The organism is Marinobacter sp., from assembly GCF_052091845.1.
Taxonomy (GTDB): Bacteria; Pseudomonadota; Gammaproteobacteria; order Pseudomonadales; family Oleiphilaceae; genus Marinobacter.
Genome location: NZ_JBQDCO010000009.1, coordinates 13,221 through 30,109, shown reverse-complemented (window position 1 = coordinate 30,109; position 16,889 = coordinate 13,221). Strand labels below are relative to the sequence as shown.

Below are 16,889 nucleotides of genomic sequence, written 5' to 3'. Positions count from 1 at the left end.
TATTATTGTTATTTATATTATTATCTCGTTGACTTGAGGCTGAATCCGTTTCGGGTGTCGGATGACAGGCTGTGCAGAAAGGTTTCAAGCTGGTTGAACTCCTCATCCGTTAAACCTAAAGGCTGAAGCAGTTCTGATGTGGACGGAAAGAGCGGATCATCGCGATATTTCTCACCGCGTTTGAAGTGATAGCCACCAGCATTGTAAGTCGATAAAACATTATGCAACGCAGAAAAAGTACCCCAATGAAAATACGGGCCGGTACTACTGATGTCCCGAAGCGACGACGTTTTAAAGCGCCCTACATCTTCCGGATTGCCGGTTACCAGATAACGCCCCAAATCTTCACGTTTGCCGCCATATCCGGTTAATCCCAAATTATGATATCTATCATCGCTGAGCAGTGGCCCCTGATGACAGTTCATGCACCGAGCTTTCGTGCGAAACAGGTGTAGCCCGCGAACAGCGCTATCGCTCAATGCGTTGGACTTGCCCGCTAAAAATTGATCAAAAGAACTTCGGCGTGACCGCAGCGTGCCCACCCAGGCAGAGATTGATTCTGTAATCTGGCCGAAACTCAGCGGCTCATCATAGATTTCCGCGAACAACGCAGGATATTCAGGATGCGCAGCTAAACGGGCTACAACCTGTTCCGGATCAGCGGCCATTTCAATCGGGCTAGTCATTGACGCCGCGGCTTGTTCCGCTAACGTTACCGCTCGTCCATCCCAAAAAAATGCCTGCTTCAAGCCAACGTTCAACAACCCCGGGGTATTGCGCGTACCCCTCTGATGGTTATGACCAATGGCGACACGCAAGCCATCGCTGTATTTTTGCTCAGGCCGGTGGCACGAAGAACATGAGATCTGACCCGAGCCAGACAGGAGAGGCTCGAAGAAAAGACGTTTACCAAGTGCCTGGCGCTGTTTTTCAATCCCCACTGCGGGTGGTGCCTTGGGCACAAGCCCCAGCTCAACGTGCTCCTCTACGTCCAGGGTCGGAGCAGGCCAGTTCGCAACAGGCTGCTGATAACATTGGCGTAAGGCATCTATGGAGGATTCACAGCTTTCCGGTTCAGCAGCACCAGCGTATGAAAACGCACTACCCCCACCCAGAACACCCGCAACCAAGGCAATCCCGATCTGCTTACAACGTTGTTTCCATAGCTGAACAATGATTTGACCTTCGTGATCAGGCAAAGCTAGCATCTCCAGACTTTATATAGAGGAGGGGGCCGGCACATCCGCCGGCCCCCTCAATATCAGTCAGCATTAAGAGCATCGTATGGAGCGATATCCGTGGTATCGAAAATACCATCGCCATCAATATCTGAATCCATCGCTACACCCAGGGTTGTCCGCTCCTCAGCTGTGGACTGTGGGCTGAAAAAGTCCGGAAGTCCGTCCTGATCAAAGTCGAAACGAATCACCGTAGTACCTGGAAAATCGTCATAACTAACCAGCTCTTCTGCAACAAGTTTCAGGCGGCTGTTAATATCAGGCGTGGTATCAGCTTTCTGTGCAACTGCAGTTGCCTGATCAAAAGCCCGGGCCCGGGCCAACTGACTCACCACATCACTGTAGAGATCTTCCCGGTCCTCCGGTGAATTAAGCTGACCAATAGATGACTGAATACCCTCACCCGACGTAAGCTCAGCAATTGCGCTGGCTCGAAGATCCGCCACACTGCGGGTCAGAACAGCATTTTCACCACGAAGGTTTTCACGAATGATGTCGGCAACGTCTGCATGATATTTGCTGACGTTTACCCAGCTCTCGACGGCATCGACAAGCTCTTCATCTGTAGTCGACGCATTTACCAGGTCTTTAGCCAGATCCCAGGTGCTCGTCAGATTCTGCTCAGCTTTTTCAGAAGATCCTGCCGAAGCAAAAAATTCGCCAGCCACCAGAGTTTTTGCCAAACGATCAGAGGGCGTCTGCAGAATCGGGATCAGGTCGTTGTAGCTCTGCACCAACTCCAGGGTTTCATCAACAAGACCCACCCGCTGGTACTTGGGTATCAGTACCGCACGAACAAGAAATTGGTCATTCGTGGATTGCTGGTTATCCCTGCCCGTGACTTCGTCCTTACAAAGCCTCATCTTCTCCTGCGCCAGTTCATCGCTTTCCCACTGCTGATAACGCAGTGACATTTCCGCACAGCCATTCGCGGTGAATGTAGTAGGCGATGTTTGATTGTAGAATTCGTTAGATATGGATAAATCGTACGCAAAGTCCAACACCTGCCTTGCCTTGTCTTTCTCTCCACGGGCGTAAAGTGTGCCAGCGAGATAGTTGCGATCAATAATGTCGTCGTAAGTCAGTGCCTGCAGCTGATCCTCTATATCGGTCGTGCTTGCAACAATCACATTGATGGCACCTTCCAGATCACCCTCCTCAACTTTAGCCAACGCATCGTATAGATACAGCGCCGCCAGTGCGGAGCTTGCATACTGCTCGCTTTCTGGTAGAACCTTTTGCTCAACCAACTGACGGAATTCGTCGGCACGTTCCAGATAGCCAAAGCTGTACGCAAAACGTTCAGAAATACGAGAAGACCATGACACATCGCAAGCGTTATCAAAGCTTTGGCTGAAGGCTCCCAGCGCTTCACTAACTGCCACCGTGTCGTTTAAACGGACGGCGAAATCCGCAACATCAGCCAGCAGGCTATTTCTAACAGAGTTACAGTTGCGCGTCGTTCCATTGGAACCCAGCCCGTAGACCGCTTCGCGAAAAGCACGATTTGCAGTTACAACGCGATCAGACTCGGCTTCGAACAGCTCTTCCATGTTGCGCTTCATGGCGTAAACCAGGCGTGCATAAGCCGTGGAATAAGTTCCCTGCTGAGCGGTCAGGTATGTAGATATCCGGTCAAACGAGGCGTTCGATTCAGCTTCATCGCCCGCTTCAAGAAAGTCATCGCTGAGTTGCTGGAAATACGCAGCGTCATCACCATCAAGCTCCAGCGGGCCAGAAGGATCGCTTTTGGCCTCAAGGTAGCTCACATAGATATCCCGGGATCTCTTGAGGTAATCACCAGCGGCACTACTGTCTCCCTGATCAAGCAACGCCAGTCCGATAGAGCGATAAGCCAAAGCACGCTCAACCGCACCAAAAACTGAAGCCGAAACCGTCAGCTCCGCCTCGTCAATCAAGCCGGCCGAAGCCTGCCCCGCCGCCGCAACGCCATATATCGGATCCAGTAATGCATCATCATAAACACCTTCAAAAAGCTGAAGAGCACGAAAATATGGAGATGCATCGGAGCGGAAAAAATAGTCAACGCGGGCAGCATTATCGTCACCCAGCTCTTCACCGGAAGCCAGGGGCTGGGTAACGTCCACATAGTTACGGTTCGCCAGTTGAAGCAGCACACCATCGGCGCCAATGGCCGTAGGCAAAGCCACACTCCCGGCAGCCAACTCAGTGACGGCAACATTGTTATCAAGCAACACGAAACGGACCATATTCAGCAATGCGGAACTCTCGGCTGGAACACCCCGCTTTCCAATGGCGCCCCAGATTGCATCGGCCACGTTATCGGCATTACTGGCGAGCTGTTCAGTTTCTGACAGCCCCAGATTGAAAATAAAATACTGCTCGACGCCTTCACGAAGGTTGATGCGGTTAAATGCCTCAACGGTGTCTTTCGGAGTTGCTTGCGGATCTGTTATCAGTAAATTCAAGGCAGCAACTCGCTTAGCCAGTGATTGCAAAGCCAGATCCACAGAACCCGTGGTTAACTCACTGGCCTCCAACCTCTCAGCAGCAGCAATGAAATTCGCTCCACCGGTTGTATCTGTGCCAGCCGCCGCAAGAGCATCAGCAATAAGGTCGTTGGCATCTTCAACTCCTCGCAAGGCAACCATCAACTCTGACAACAACATGCTTGCACGCTGAGCATTCACCGATGCAGCTGGGTCGCCTTTGATCTCGGCTTCAGACAACCCCAGAATCTGCGCCAGCTCCTGCTCTCCCTTGCTGCCAAGCAAGGTTGTTAATGGCGACACTACCAAGGAGTCGCCGGCACCATCTATCGGCGCGGTTAAAGCCAACCCACTGAAGTCCAGCCCGGTTACGCTGTCTTTGCCGCCAGTCGCCAAAATCCCTGCAACCTCTTCCGCCTGCTCAGCGTCAAGCTCGAGTTGGAACTCACCATTAATTCCTGTCTGAGCGAGCCGACTCAGCACCTCGCCTTCGCTGTTAACCAGACGCACCGAAGATCCGACAATGGCTGGATCGGTAACAACCCCACTAAATGCCACGTTTCCTGAGGCTGGGTCAGCCGATGATGAATCTCCTCCGGAACTGCCACCACAGCCCGCAATGGTAAGACTCCCTGCCAATACCAAAGCAGCTTTCCGAGCTCCAAAGAACTGCAACCAATCCATAGTGCGTTGGATCATGAACTAACCTCCAGATGTAAATCACAAGCAAATGCTAATGATACTTATTTACACTCTTATAACAAGAAATTTCATCTGCGAGCTAGATGCTTGTACGGTGACCGATATCCATAATCCTGACGGTACTGCAGAAATTGCAGCGCCGGCATCTATGCGAATCTGTTGAGCAACGGAAGCCTTATGAAAACCATCGGATTAATCGGAGGCATGAGCTGAGAGTCAACTCAGACTTATTACCGCCTCATCAACCAGAAAGTTCGGGAACAACTCGGTGGGCTCCACTCTGCAAAGATTATTCTCTACAGCGTGGATTTTGCAGAAATCGAGAGTCTTCAGCATAAGGAAAACCGGGACGAAACTGCGAAAACACTGATATCAGCAGCGCAATCTGTTGAGGCCGGTGGCGCCGATATTCTGTTGGTTTGCACCAACACCATGCATAAGGTTGCACCTTAGATTGAGCAGGCTTGCCACTCCCCTGCTTCACATTACCGACGCCACTGCCAGTAGACTGCTGCAAGACGGGATATCATCGGTCGGGTTGCTTGGAACCCGGTTCACCATGGAGCAAACGTTCTATCGTGAACGCCTTGAGGAAAAGGGTATTAATGTCATCATTCCAGAGGGCGGCGAGCGAGACGCTGTACACCGGATAATCTATGAAGAATTGTGCCAGGGCATCGTCAACCCTGATTCAAAAGCGATCTACCTTGAGGTTGTAGATTCACTGGCCATGCGTGGTGCTCAAGCCGTTATTCTGGGCTGCACTGAAATCGGTTTGCTGATTCAAGCTTCCGATACGCCGGTTGCTCTGTACGACACCACTGAGATCCATGCGGCTCAGGCGGTTGAGTTAGCCTTGAATAGGCAGTATGCAAATTTTTAATGTGTCTATCTCGCGAGTAAATAAAGGTCTCTAGAAAACTGCTACGCTTAATATCCGGTTGGCAAAAAAGCTGACCCGGCAATTTCACGTTTATCACGTTAAGGAGAAGCACAAATGAACATTCATTCTGGCTTTACCTTACGTCCCGGTTTCGCTGTACGGTTCGTATCGACTGTTTTTGGAACAACACTCGCCCTGCTGATTTCATCATCGGCGTTGGCCGCAGACATGGCCCCCCAAGTGAAGACCGCCGCGGTACACGCAGGCCTTGCTTCCCAGGCGGCAGATGTTAAAGGGGTGCACACGCACTTACATCACACACTGAATTGTCTTGTCGGCCCAGATGGAGATGATTTTGACAGTGATGAAATGAACCCATGTGGTGACATGGGCAAGGGTGCCATTCCTGATAACAAAGACGATGACATGAAGAAAAAGCTGGAGGGCGCTGTTGAGAAAGCGAACAGTGGGCTCGACACAGACGATTACGACGAAGCAAAAACCGCCGCTATGAGTGTGCAAAAAATGCTCGAAACGAAGTAGATTTAAGAAGTTGTAAAAAGGGCCACTATAAAAGTGGCCCTTTTCTGTTTGCTAGCCAGGGCTGAGCCTCTACCCCATATTCTTCCTCACAAACTTCTGAATCTCGCCCACAATACCGCTTCGGAACGCCAGTACTGTGAGTACAAATATCCCCCCCAGAATCGGATCTACCCAGTCTCTGAGCAGGCTCTGAGAAAGCTGATACTCGATGTTTACAACAAGGGTTGCGCCTATAACCGGCCCCAACAATGTGCCCATGCCGCCTACGAGTGTCATCAGAATGACTTCACCAGACATATGCCAGTGCGCGTCGTTCAGAGAAGCTAGCTGGAACACCACCGATTTCATGGAGCCCGCAAGGCCGGCAAGTGCCGCCGAGATCACAAACGCCAATATTTTGTAGCGATCCACTTTGTAACCCAGGGATACGGCCCGGGGCTCGTTCTGTTTGATTGCTTTCAACACTTGGCCATAGGGACTGCTGACAATTCGCTGAACCAACAGGTAGCAGCCAAGGAATACCGCTAGCACGAAATAATACATATTCAGGTTGTTTTCAAGGTCGATCAGCCCGAACAGCTCACCTCTGGGCACACCGTGCATGCCATCTTCTCCACCGGTGAATGGCGACTGCACGAAGAAGAAAAACACTAACTGCGCCAGAGCCAGGGTGACCATGGCAAAGTAGATACCTTGGCGCCGGATAGACAGGAGGGCGAAGCCCAGCCCGAGCGCGGTTGCCACAAGGGTTCCTGCAATTATGCCCATTTCGGTGGTTAGGCCGCTAAAGTTGCTGAGCAGGTAACCGGTGGTGTAACCGCCTGTGGCCAGAAAAGCTGCGTGGCCAAACGACAGCAAGCCGGTGAACCCGAACAACAGGTTGAAGGCTACCGCGAACAGCGCGAAGCAAAGGATTTTCATCAGGAACACGGGGTACATCACAAACGGGGCCGACAGCAAAAGCACCAGCAGTACACCGTTCAGTATGAGTTTTCTGCGATCCTCGGCTTTTTGCTGCTGCATGATCGTCTTCTGGATATCTGACTGAATATCGGTCTGGCTCATAATTATGCCTCCTTACCGAAAAGGCCAGTGGGCCGGATCATCAGCACCACGACCATAACCAGAAAGATCACAGCAGACGATGCAGGCGGGTAGAAGGTTTTTGTAAGGCCCTCCACAACACCCATGAGAATACCGGTAATAATGGCCCCACCTATGGAGCCCATGCCGCCAATAACTACCACAGCAAACACCACAATCAGTATGTGTGAGCCCATCACTGGAGTTACCGAGTAAATAGGTGCAGCCAACACGCCCGCGAAAGCCGCCAGCATGACCCCAAACCCATAAGTAAGGCTGACCAGCAAGGGCACGTTTATACCAAAGCCCTGCATAAGTTGGGAGTCTTCGGTGCCCGCACGCAAGTATGCGCCCAATTTGGTTTTTTCAATCATGAACCAGGTACCAAAGCACACAATAAGGGCCGCCACGATAACCCAGGCCCGGTAGAATGGCAGGAACATGAAGCCGAGATTTACGCCACCCTTGAACATATCCGGCATGGAATAACGCAGGCCGGAGACGCCGTAGATATTGGTGAGAACGCCCTGCATGATCAGCGCAACGCCAAACGTCAGCAGCAAACTGTAGATATGATCCTGACCGGCGATACGGCGAAGAAGGAAATACTCAACAAGCACCCCAACTATGCCGACTAGAACCGGGGCTAGAAAAAGAGCCACCCAGTAGTTGACGCCCAAAGTGTCAAACAGGATGACCGTGCCCATGGCGCCAAGCATATACATGGCACCGTGGGCAAAATTGATAATTTTGAGAAGGCCGAAAATAACAGCCAGGCCGAGGCTCAAAAGTGCATAGAAGGCACCGTTGATCACCCCGATCAAAAGCTGGCCAAACAGCACCGCCATGGGGACGCCGAAAATCATGGACATGTTGCTAACTCCAAAAGCAGCACAGACGTTGAATCAGTTTTTATTTTACGTAGTGCTTTGAACTCTCCGGCAAACGCCGGAGAGCTCCTTAGTCTACGTTTTACTTACCACTAACCAGTTTGCAGTCGCTGTCTGCCAACGGGCGAAAAGCCTCGTCTGCTGGAATGGTGCGGAGAATCTCGTACAGATCCCACTCGTCTTTGGACTCTTCCGGCGTTTTAACCTGGGCCAGATACATATCGTGCACCATGCGGCCATCCTCCCGAATGCGACCGTTCGTGGCGAACATGTCGTTGATGGGCGTATCCATCATCTGCTTGCGCACAGTCTGGGTATCATCGGAGCCAGTCGCCTTAATGGCATTCAGATACTGAAGCGTGCTGGAGTAGATACCTGCATGAACCATGGTTGGTCTTGCACCGGTTTCTTTCATGAAGCGGTCAGACCAGGCGCGAGTCTCATCGTTCATATCCCAGTACCAGCCGGTGGTCAGCTGAAGGCCTTGCGCGGCTTCGGTGCCAAGGGCATGAACATCACTCAGGAAAACAACAAGGCCGGCAATGGTCTGGCCCGACTGAGTGACACCAAATTCTGCGGCCGTGGTAATGGCGTTAGTGGTATCTGCACCGGCGTTTGCCAAAGCGATAACATCCGCACCTGAGGCTTGCGCCTGCAAGATGAATGATGAAAAGTCCGGGGTTGGGAACGGATGACGAATGCTGCCTACAATTTCACCGCCATTGGCCTCTACAACGCGGGTTACGTCCTTCTCCATCGCGTGACCAAAGGCATAATCAGCAGTCAGGATATACCAGGTTTTGCCACCTTCCTTAACGATCGCCGTGGGGGTACCGATAGATAACGCGTAGGTGTCATAAGCATAGTGAATGTGGTTCGGGGTGCAGTGCTCGTTGGTAATACTGGATGCCGCAGAGCCGTTAACCAGACCGAGCTTGTCGCTCTCCTCTAGCACTTTGGTTGCTGCAATGGTTACAGAAGATGCAACAAGGCCAGCCACCATATCGACGTTATCGTTTTCAACCCAGCGACGCACTGTGGTGGAAGCTACATCTGGGCTGTTACGGTCATCAGCCGTGACAATTTCAATTTTTGCACCGTCTACCTTGCCGCCAAAATCGGCAATGGCCATTTCAAGGGCTTTAAGGCCGTTCGGGCCGGACAGGTCGCGGTAAGTACCAGACATATCCGCCAGGTAGCCGATTTTAACGACGTTGTCGCTGATTTCTGCTTGGGCGCCGCCCACCATCATGGCTGATGCAATGGCTGAGGTCAGAAGCTTTTTCATGATTGTCATTATTATATCTCCGCGACTGTGTTGCGTTGGTTCGGGTTTTTGTTGCTATTGTTTTACGTTTACACATACCTATCCGGGATACCTATCCGGGTTTAAACCCCCAAATAGCCATCCAGCACCGACTGTTTTGCATGAAGCTCTTCGGCACTGACTTCTTCCACAATTCGACCATGCTCAACCACGTAATGTCGGTCGGCCAATGGCGCTGCAAAGTGGAAATTCTGCTCTACTAGAATGATGGTTAACCCCTTCTTTTTAAGGGCTAACAAAACCTCACCCAGCTTCTCTACGATAACCGGCGCCAGGCCTTCTGTGATTTCGTCTAGCAAAAGCATGTTGGCGCCGGTGCGAAGAATGCGCGCCAGTGCCAACATCTGCTGCTCTCCACCCGAGAGCTTGGAGCCTTGGCTGAAGCGACGTTCATAGAGATTGGGGAACATGGAGTAGATTTCTTCCAGGCTCATACCTCCGCTGCGCACAATCGGCGGCAAGGTGAGGTTTTCCTGAACGTTGAGTGACGAAAAAATGCCCCTGTGTTCGGGGCAATACCCAACTCCCAACCTTGCAATATTGTGTGGGGCGCAAGACATGGTCTCCTCGCCGTTTATCATGATGGAACCGGTACGACGGCCAACCATGTTCATGATCGCTTTAAGCGTAGTGCTGCGACCGGCACCATTACGGCCAAGCAGCGTGACCAACTCACCCCGGTTAACGACCAATTCAATTCCGTGCAGAATATGAGATTCGCCATAAAACGCATGCAGCCCTGAAATACGCAGCTGTTCGTATTCTTTTCCCACATTTTGGCTCATTGGGCAGCCTCCTCTTCTGGTACCGCGCCCCTCTCACCACTTGATCCCGTGCCCATATACACTTCGCGCACGCGGGGATCAGCAGAGACTGCTTCATAATCGCCTTCCGTAAGCACGGCACCCTGTGCAAGAACCGTTATGCGGTCGCACAGTTTGGAGACCACACTCAAGTTGTGCTCTACCATCAGAACCGTTCGGCCTTGTGCAGCCTTGCGCACCAACTCCACAACGCGATCAACGTCTTCCGTGCCCATCCCCTGAGTCGGTTCATCAAGCAGCAGTATTTCCGGCTCCATTGCCAAAGTTGTCGCCAACTCTAATGCCCGTTTACGGCCATAGGCCAACTCAACGGTTGTGGTGTTCGCAAATTCAGTTAGGCCAACGGACTCCAGAAGTTCCATGGAACGCGCGTTAAGCCTGTTCAGGGACGCGCCGGATTTCCAGAAACTAAAAGAGCTTCCCTCAAAGCTTTGCAACGCAATGCGGATATTTTCCAAAGCCGTCATATGGGGGAAAACCGCGGAGATTTGAAAAGAGCGAACCATGCCTTTGCGGGCAATCGACGCCGATTTCAGTGTGGTTATATCTTCGCCTTTGAAGAGAATTTTGCCACGTGTCGGAATGAGAAACTTGGTGAGCAGGTTGAACACGGTGGTCTTGCCTGCACCGTTAGGACCGATCAGAGCGTGTATATGGCCTTTCTGAATCTTAAGATTCACGTTGTCGACCGCAACAAAGCCTTTGAATTCTTTCACAAGGTTCTGGGTCTCCAGCACGTACTGGTCACTCATGATCCAATCTACCTTTTGTTATTGTTGTACAATTTTTCTTGCTTACAGATTAGATTGACGTTTACGTATACGTCAATCTAATTCTCATGTTTTTTTGGCGGAATAGAGTAGGTCATCGTTGAGTGAGCAACAGGCTCCTCTACGCCTTCCGAATACACGAACACCTCTCCCACCCCCATGGTGCGACCCACTTTGAGCATAGTCGCTCGTGCCCAAATAGGAGTGTGGGCGGCAGGCTTGCGCAGAAAGTTAATGTTCAGGCTAGTGGTTACCGCCAAGGGCACTAGCCCAATTCTACTAAGCAGTGCCGCATAGACAGTCACGTCTGCCAAGCCCATCATCACCGGACCGGATACGGTTCCACCCGGCCGGAGATGCCCGTCGTCAACATCCAGGCCCATCTCGGCCCAACCATCACCGAGCTTCCTCAGGCTGCCGTAGGCGGCACCCTGGGGAAACTGCTCCTGAAGAAATCCTTCAAGCTCCTCAAGCGTAATCTTCATGAACCTGGCTCTTCTTGGGCTCGGTTACGCAGTACAAACCGCTGAATCTTGCCGCTGGGGGTTTTCGGTAGCTCATCCACAAATTCAATTTCACGGGGGAATGCATGTGTGGAAAGGCGACGGCGAACCAGCTCCTGCAGTTCGTCCCGCAGTGCCTGATCGTCTGCAGGCTGTTGATCGCTCTTGACCACAACATATGCTTTGATTATAGAGCCACGCTTCTCATCAGGCTTGGCAACTACGCCAGATTCTGCAACTGCAACGTGTTCCAGCAACGTGCTTTCCACATCTGCTGGACCAACCCGATAACCGGCTGTGGTGATAATATCATCGTCACGACCGCTGAATGAGAAACTGCCATCGCCATGGCAGATCGCCATATCACCGGTGAGGTAGTAGCCGTTCACGAATGGGTCTTTTTCGCCCCAGGTATAGCCATCAAAGTGGAACAGTGGAGACGCTTTCACATCCACAGCAATCTGCCCTACTTCGCCCTCGCCCACTTCTTCATTTTTCTCGTTCAGGGCAACCACTCTATGGCCTGGGGAAGAGAAACCCATTGAGCCCGGGCGTTGCGGGTGCTCAAGCGCCAGGAAGTTGCAGCAGGTCATACCGGTTTCAGTTTGGCCATAGTGGTCTGTAACCGGGCAGAAATGGCGGTTTTTAATCCAGCTAACAACTTCTGGGTTTAGTGGCTCGCCGGCACTGCTGGCGACACGCAACCCAAGGTTCTCACCTTCAGGCAAAACATGGTCATTGGCTTTCAGCAGACGATAGGCAGTGGGTGCCGCAGCCAGGTTGGTGATTTTGTACTTACGAATCATGTCGTAGGTGGATTCAGGGGTAAACGCGCCTGGGTTGAAGTGGGTAGCGTGCCCCATCAGCAATGGGCCAACCACGGCGTAATAAAGACCATACGCCCAGCCCGGATCCGCAACGTTCCAGAACACATCGTCATCGCGCAGATCAATGGCGTACTTCATGTATACATAGAAGCCCATCAATGCCCGGGCAGGCACGGCTACGCCCTTGGATTTGCCCACAGTGCCGGAGGTGAACATCTGCAGGAAGGGATCGTCACCCTTGATCATCACCGGCTCAAAGTCCGGGTTCTGCGCCTCAAGAGTGCTCCGAAAATCTGGAACATCGGCGCCGGTCTTTTCTGCATCAATGCAAAGTACTGGTGAGCAACCCTTCACGTCGTTGAGTTTGGGGTAGTTTGCCGGGTCGGTGACCACCAGCTTTGTGCCCGCACGTTCAAGGCGGTATTCAATAGCACCGGAACCAAATGCTGTGAACAGCGGCTGATACACCCCACCAATACGCAGTGTGCCGGCAATAACGATCAATAGTTCCGGCCCTCTTGGCAGCAAAGCTGCTACCCGATCCCCCTTACCGATGCCTTGCGACGTTAGATAGTTGGCAAAACGGGCGGACTGCTCCTTCAATTCAGCAAAGGTAAGCACACCGTCGCCACCGCCGTCTTTTTCATAAAAAAGCGCAACTTTCTTTGGATCAGCGGCCCACTTATCACAAATCTCATGACAGACATTCAGCCCACTTGCCAGATTTCCATCTAGAATTTCCGCTTCAAGAGCGCCGGGGTCGAATTCGTTATAGACATCTGCGTATTTAGGAAGGCTCATAATCAACTCCTGCTATTTTTATCTTTAAATGCATGGATGAAGATTTAGCACAGCCTTCACTTTACGTAAAGGTAAACTTTAGGCGAAAGGGTGTCGTCAGGAAGAGCCATTACTGAGGATTTGGCGCAGCTCATCGCAGTCCACCAGCGCGTAAAACCAACCACTGTATGCCACGCTATAGGTCATAATAAGGCTGACATCGCCTCCGGCGTGGGTATCAATAAGCTGAATCGTCAGTTCCTGTTTCATGGAGTGCTCTCCAGAGAATAGGATTTGCCGTGCTCTTCCCATTGGGCATCCGGATGCTATGACGATCTTGCCTAGATAATTGCTGCCACGGTTCATAAAATAACGCTCGGCCTGATGCAGCTCCGAAAGTCAAAAAGCGCCGTCTGCACCATGTCCGTAGTAATCCGGAGTCAGGTTTATATCTCGGCGGTTATTGGCATAGATATTAAAATCCATCAGACCTCGCTCGCCAATACGACCGGCATCAACGCCCTCACCGACTGCCACAACTCGGCCAGCAATGTCTGCACCTTGAATACAGGGGAAAATCAGAGTGGGTTTGCCACCCATCTGAAATGAGGTGTTTTCCCCCTTTTTGGTGGGGTACAACCTTTCCCGTGCTTTGCGGTCTGTATTGTTTTTTGCGGTCGCGGTTACCTGAACAAGCACTTCCCCAGGCGACGGAGACGGGGTAGGTACGTCTTTATATTCAAGCTTATCGAGGTCGCCATGGCCAGTTAGAACCATGGCTTTCATGGTGTTCGGAATCACAAGCAAATGATCCTCCCTGTCTGCGGAATAAGGTATTCCATCAGAATAGGCGACATTCACGCAGGTGTCCGGGCGCACACCGAGGATTCATTATCTTGCCCACCACTCGCTAGCGAGCAATAACCTTGTATATCGGGCGCAGCTTGGGGATCTGCTTCAAAACCACCTGAATAACAGTCATCAAGGGCACCGCAAGCAAAACGCCCACTGGCCCCCAGAGCCAGCCCCAGAAAAAGATGGAAACAAATATAATCACCGGGTTAATCGCCATGCGAAAACCGTGTATCCACGGTTCGATGAAGAAACCCACCATTGTGGTCAGGGCAAGATAACCGACAGGTGCGATGGCCATCATCCACAAGGTGTCCAGACTCACCGCTGAGACAACAGCGAGCATCAAAATGGTGAGGATAACGCCAAGATAAGGGATGAAGCGAGCCAGCCCAGCCACAAGCCCCCAAACCGCCGGATCAGGCAACCCGACAGCCCAGGCCATTAATCCAGTAGCCAAACCAACAGACGTATTACTGACACCCAGAACACAGAGATACTGGGCAATCTGATGCTGGGAGTCTCGGGTTATGCGCAGCACAGTTTTGCGGTGACTTCTCGGCAACTGCCGTACAAAGTTAAGCACCAGCCTGTCGCCGCTAACCAACAAGAAATATGTGAGCGCCATGGCAAGCGCAAGCCCCGCAACACCATCACGGGCCTTGTTCATTAACTGAGCACGCCAAGACTCTGTCTGCAGAACAACGGTTGTCGGCTCAGCAGCAGCTTTCTTGTCGCTGCCCTCCGAGAACACATTAACAGAGTCCTCCACTTTCTGGGCAGACTCCGTAACCTTGCTGATTTGACGCTTTAGTTCACTTTCCCCGACCAGTAAACGGGAAATACCCTCAGGAGCCTTACCTGCCCATTCCAAAGCAGGCGTGGCGACCGCCAAGGACACACCGGCGATACCCGCAAGCACCAGCGATACCAGAATCAGCGAGCTGACCATTCTAGGCATACGCAACCCCGTACTCATGCGGGAAACCAAAGGCGACAACAGCAGGCTTGTCAGCAGCGCCAGCACCATTGGCAAAATGATCTGGTGAGCAAGATAGAGGGTGTAAAGCACGCCTAGGATAAAGAGACCGTAAATAGGCGTAGAAAGGTCGGCTAGAGTCTTGCCGGCTCTAAGACTATGTTGTTCACTCGAGTATTGTTCGTCTTCCATAGAAAATCCGTAGCCTGTCCGCTGAGCCACTGCCAGCATAATTTGGTGCACCACCGAGGGTGTCGGCTGGCATGCAGGCCAATCAGTGTACCTTTGGTGAAGCTTTATCGCATTATAGAACGGCCTAAGCTAGAGCAAAGGCGGTAAATCGAAAGTAGACTGAAATAAGATGGGCTCCGTGCGATAGGCTTCAGCCTGGGCACTGGAGGCGATATAGGCCTGATTGACCCGAATATGCCTTCAATACGCCGGGTGCCGTCATACAGGGAAAAGGATTTCATGCTCAGAAAACGTTCTAAATACTGCCCGTCCTGCACTACTAAAGGTTTGAAGCCCACCAGTAATCCAGCCATTCTCGACTGCCGCCACTGCCATGGCTTGTGGTTTGAAGACGGATCGCTGAACCAGGCCATTGTCCAACAGCACGAGTGTCTAGACCAATACGACCACGAACTTCATCTGGGCCCCGCACTTCGCACCAGCGAACGCTTGTGCATACGTTGCCGCGTAACCATGACTCAGTATCAACTGCTTGTGCACTACAGCACCGAAATCGATTGCTGCCCAGACTGCGACGGAGTCTGGCTAGATAAGCATGAAATAGATCAGGTGATGCACTCGCCCAAATTGAAGCAAGCGTTAACGGACCTGAACCAGGCAGTGTCGTGGAAATCCTGGCTGTTCCAGTTTCTGACGGCCATGCCAGCGGAATACAACGTACAGCCCCAGCGCACGCCCTGGATCACCCGCACACTGGTTGTTCTGTGTAGCCTGATATTCGGCTTGGGCGCGCTGTCGCCGGAGGCCAATGAATGGATCTTCGTAAACCTGGCGTTGAACTCAGATACCCAAAGCCCTGCAGACTTTGTGCTACAACTGCTGACCTACCAGTTCGTGCACGGTGGGCTAATGCATCTGGCAGGCAACATGTATTTCCTGTGGATTATTGGCGACAACCTTGAAGATGCCTTAGGCCATGGTGCGTTCCTGGCGCTCTACCTGTTCGCGGGCGTAATGGCTGCACTGGCCGAACTGCTGCTGTTCGACACCAGTCAAGGCCCTTTGCTACTGGTTGGCGCCAGCGGCGCTATTGCGGCCCTTTTCGGCCTCTATCTAATGTGGTTCCGCCACGCCAGCCTGACCTTCATGATCGTCGTTTACCAAAAGAAACTCGCACCCCATTGGTACTTCCTGATCTGGAGCCTGATAAATGTGGTTGGTATGTTTTCCGGACAGGGCGACGTGGCTTGGGCCGCACACCTAGGCGGGTTCGCCCTTGGGTTGCTGCTGGGTTACCTGTTGAAGGACTACGTGTTTAGGAAGAACCCACTGATTGCGATGTTGAATCAGCCGGAAGCTATGTTACGACGGTGAGGGGCCTGCCTAAAAGGCTGAAGCGGCATTAACGTCTCAAAACCAACTCTACCTGAGGAAAGAAGAATGATTTCTGTGCCACGCCAAAGTTTTAGCCCTGTCGACCCAAAGGGCCAGTCAGCAAGCTGGAAACTGGTTACTGTCGCGATCACAACCGTGTGCCTGTCCGTGGCATCGTATATCGAGGTTCCAATGGTACCTGTGCCTATTACCGCACAAACCTATGTGCTTCTCACCGCTGCTGGGCTTCTCGGCTGGAAACTTGGCACCGCCTCAACGGTCCTATGGCTGATTCTCGGGGCTCTAGGGCTTCCTGTTCTTGCTGGCGGTTCCAGTGGGCTGGATTACTTCTCCGGACCGACGGCTGGCTACCTCTTTGCCTTTCCATTGGCCGTTGCCGTTGTTGGTTTGCTCTTTGAGCGTGGCTGGAACGTGAAAAATGTTGCCCTGGCTTTCTTGGCGATGCTGTTGGGCCATGCCGTTTGCCTTGGTTTCGGCGGGTTATGGCTCGCACTTACCATCGGCCCGGCAGATGCATTCCTAAAAGGCGTTTTGCCATTCTTAGTTGGAGGCATCATAAAATCAGCTCTTGCTGTAGGAACGATACTCGTTGCTGATCGTTTTCTCAGCGCGGATCATGCCCATTAAGAG

At 52.1% G+C, this 16,889-nt stretch carries 14 protein-coding genes and 2 pseudogenes; 4 read left to right on the top strand and 12 right to left on the bottom strand.

The features are described 5' to 3' along the window. Window positions 1–20: 20 nt before the first annotated feature. Together ACTHYN_RS04685 and ACTHYN_RS04680 are read right to left on the bottom strand one after the other, a co-directional pair. Window positions 21–941: a cytochrome-c peroxidase gene (locus ACTHYN_RS04685; RefSeq protein ID WP_441811334.1), complete on the bottom strand. Its 921-nt coding sequence runs from the start codon at window positions 939–941 to the stop codon at window positions 21–23. 320 nt (window positions 942–1,261) lie between these two features. Next, on the bottom strand, window positions 1,262–4,408 hold the full coding sequence (locus ACTHYN_RS04680; protein WP_441811333.1) for a hypothetical protein: 3,147 nt from the start codon (window positions 4,406–4,408) through the stop codon (window positions 1,262–1,264). Between the two features lie 180 nt (window positions 4,409–4,588). Between ACTHYN_RS04680 and ACTHYN_RS04675 the strand changes: the two are divergent. After that, a pseudogene (locus ACTHYN_RS04675) lies at window positions 4,589–5,294 on the top strand (aspartate/glutamate racemase family protein). Window positions 5,295–5,408: 114 nt separating this feature from the next. Next, window positions 5,409–5,837, top strand: coding sequence for a hypothetical protein (locus ACTHYN_RS04670; RefSeq protein WP_441811332.1), 429 nt, complete (start codon window positions 5,409–5,411; stop codon window positions 5,835–5,837). Window positions 5,838–5,906: 69 nt separating this feature from the next. On the opposite strand, the gene ACTHYN_RS04665 is transcribed toward ACTHYN_RS04670, so the two are convergent. The 10 genes and pseudogenes from ACTHYN_RS04665 to ACTHYN_RS04620 form a co-directional block, all read right to left on the bottom strand. Continuing rightward, complete coding sequence (locus ACTHYN_RS04665; protein WP_441811331.1) at window positions 5,907–6,902, bottom strand: branched-chain amino acid ABC transporter permease; 996 nt, start codon at window positions 6,900–6,902, stop codon at window positions 5,907–5,909. 2 nt (window positions 6,903–6,904) lie between these two features. After that, entirely contained in the window at window positions 6,905–7,792 is an 888-nt protein-coding gene (locus ACTHYN_RS04660) for a branched-chain amino acid ABC transporter permease (RefSeq protein ID WP_441810023.1), read from the bottom strand. Between the two features lie 100 nt (window positions 7,793–7,892). Next, complete coding sequence (locus tag ACTHYN_RS04655; RefSeq protein ID WP_441810022.1) at window positions 7,893–9,107, bottom strand: ABC transporter substrate-binding protein; 1,215 nt, start codon at window positions 9,105–9,107, stop codon at window positions 7,893–7,895. A gap of 92 nt (window positions 9,108–9,199) precedes the next feature. Continuing rightward, on the bottom strand, window positions 9,200–9,922 hold the full coding sequence (locus ACTHYN_RS04650) for an ABC transporter ATP-binding protein (protein WP_441810021.1): 723 nt from the start codon (window positions 9,920–9,922) through the stop codon (window positions 9,200–9,202). After that, on the bottom strand, window positions 9,919–10,713 hold the full coding sequence (locus ACTHYN_RS04645) for an ABC transporter ATP-binding protein (protein ID WP_441810020.1): 795 nt from the start codon (window positions 10,711–10,713) through the stop codon (window positions 9,919–9,921). Before ACTHYN_RS04645 ends, ACTHYN_RS04650 begins: the two co-directional genes overlap by 4 nt. A gap of 77 nt (window positions 10,714–10,790) precedes the next feature. After that, window positions 10,791–11,216 carry a PaaI family thioesterase gene (locus tag ACTHYN_RS04640; protein ID WP_441810019.1) on the bottom strand — a complete coding sequence of 142 codons (426 nt, stop codon included), beginning with the start codon at window positions 11,214–11,216 and terminating at the stop codon, window positions 10,791–10,793. Next, window positions 11,213–12,862 (bottom strand): AMP-binding protein, encoded by a 1,650-nt coding sequence (locus tag ACTHYN_RS04635; protein ID WP_441810018.1) that lies wholly within the window; start codon window positions 12,860–12,862, stop codon window positions 11,213–11,215. Before ACTHYN_RS04635 ends, ACTHYN_RS04640 begins: the two co-directional genes overlap by 4 nt. Window positions 12,863–12,958: 96 nt before the next feature. After that, window positions 12,959–13,111 carry a hypothetical protein gene (locus ACTHYN_RS04630; RefSeq protein WP_441811330.1) on the bottom strand — a complete coding sequence of 51 codons (153 nt, stop codon included), beginning with the start codon at window positions 13,109–13,111 and terminating at the stop codon, window positions 12,959–12,961. Window positions 13,112–13,243: 132 nt separating this feature from the next. Further along, window positions 13,244–13,642: pseudogene (locus ACTHYN_RS04625) on the bottom strand (alcohol dehydrogenase catalytic domain-containing protein); the annotation flags it as partial. 109 nt (window positions 13,643–13,751) lie between these two features. Next, the gene (locus tag ACTHYN_RS04620; RefSeq protein ID WP_441810016.1) at window positions 13,752–14,864 is read right to left on the bottom strand and encodes an AI-2E family transporter; all 1,113 of its coding nucleotides are present in this window, start codon (window positions 14,862–14,864) and stop codon (window positions 13,752–13,754) included. A 279-nt stretch (window positions 14,865–15,143) separates the two neighbouring features. On the opposite strand from ACTHYN_RS04620, the gene ACTHYN_RS04615 reads away from it, so the two are divergent. After that, window positions 15,144–16,238 carry a rhomboid family intramembrane serine protease gene (locus ACTHYN_RS04615; RefSeq protein ID WP_441811329.1) on the top strand — a complete coding sequence of 365 codons (1,095 nt, stop codon included), beginning with the start codon at window positions 15,144–15,146 and terminating at the stop codon, window positions 16,236–16,238. A gap of 168 nt (window positions 16,239–16,406) precedes the next feature. After that, on the top strand, window positions 16,407–16,886 hold the full coding sequence (locus ACTHYN_RS04610) for a biotin transporter BioY (protein ID WP_441811328.1): 480 nt from the start codon (window positions 16,407–16,409) through the stop codon (window positions 16,884–16,886). Window positions 16,887–16,889 lie beyond the last annotated feature (3 nt).

Excerpts from the sequence above, each read along its gene's own strand:
- ACTHYN_RS04645 (WP_441810020.1), bottom strand. The coding sequence starts at position 10,713 with ATGAGTGACCAGTACGTGCTGGAGACCCAGAACCTTGTGAAAGAATTC.
- ACTHYN_RS04670 (WP_441811332.1), top strand. The coding sequence starts at position 5,409 with ATGAACATTCATTCTGGCTTTACCTTACGTCCCGGTTTCGCTGTACGG.
- ACTHYN_RS04630 (WP_441811330.1), bottom strand. The coding sequence starts at position 13,111 with ATGAAACAGGAACTGACGATTCAGCTTATTGATACCCACGCCGGAGGC.
- ACTHYN_RS04620 (WP_441810016.1), bottom strand. The coding sequence starts at position 14,864 with ATGGAAGACGAACAATACTCGAGTGAACAACATAGTCTTAGAGCCGGC.
- ACTHYN_RS04650 (WP_441810021.1), bottom strand. The coding sequence starts at position 9,922 with ATGAGCCAAAATGTGGGAAAAGAATACGAACAGCTGCGTATTTCAGGG.
- ACTHYN_RS04680 (WP_441811333.1), bottom strand. The coding sequence starts at position 4,408 with ATGATCCAACGCACTATGGATTGGTTGCAGTTCTTTGGAGCTCGGAAA.
- ACTHYN_RS04635 (WP_441810018.1), bottom strand. The coding sequence starts at position 12,862 with ATGAGCCTTCCTAAATACGCAGATGTCTATAACGAATTCGACCCCGGC.
- ACTHYN_RS04655 (WP_441810022.1), bottom strand. The coding sequence starts at position 9,107 with ATGACAATCATGAAAAAGCTTCTGACCTCAGCCATTGCATCAGCCATG.
- ACTHYN_RS04640 (WP_441810019.1), bottom strand. The coding sequence starts at position 11,216 with ATGAAGATTACGCTTGAGGAGCTTGAAGGATTTCTTCAGGAGCAGTTT.
- ACTHYN_RS04615 (WP_441811329.1), top strand. The coding sequence starts at position 15,144 with ATGCTCAGAAAACGTTCTAAATACTGCCCGTCCTGCACTACTAAAGGT.
- ACTHYN_RS04660 (WP_441810023.1), bottom strand. The coding sequence starts at position 7,792 with ATGTCCATGATTTTCGGCGTCCCCATGGCGGTGCTGTTTGGCCAGCTT.
- ACTHYN_RS04665 (WP_441811331.1), bottom strand. The coding sequence starts at position 6,902 with ATGAGCCAGACCGATATTCAGTCAGATATCCAGAAGACGATCATGCAG.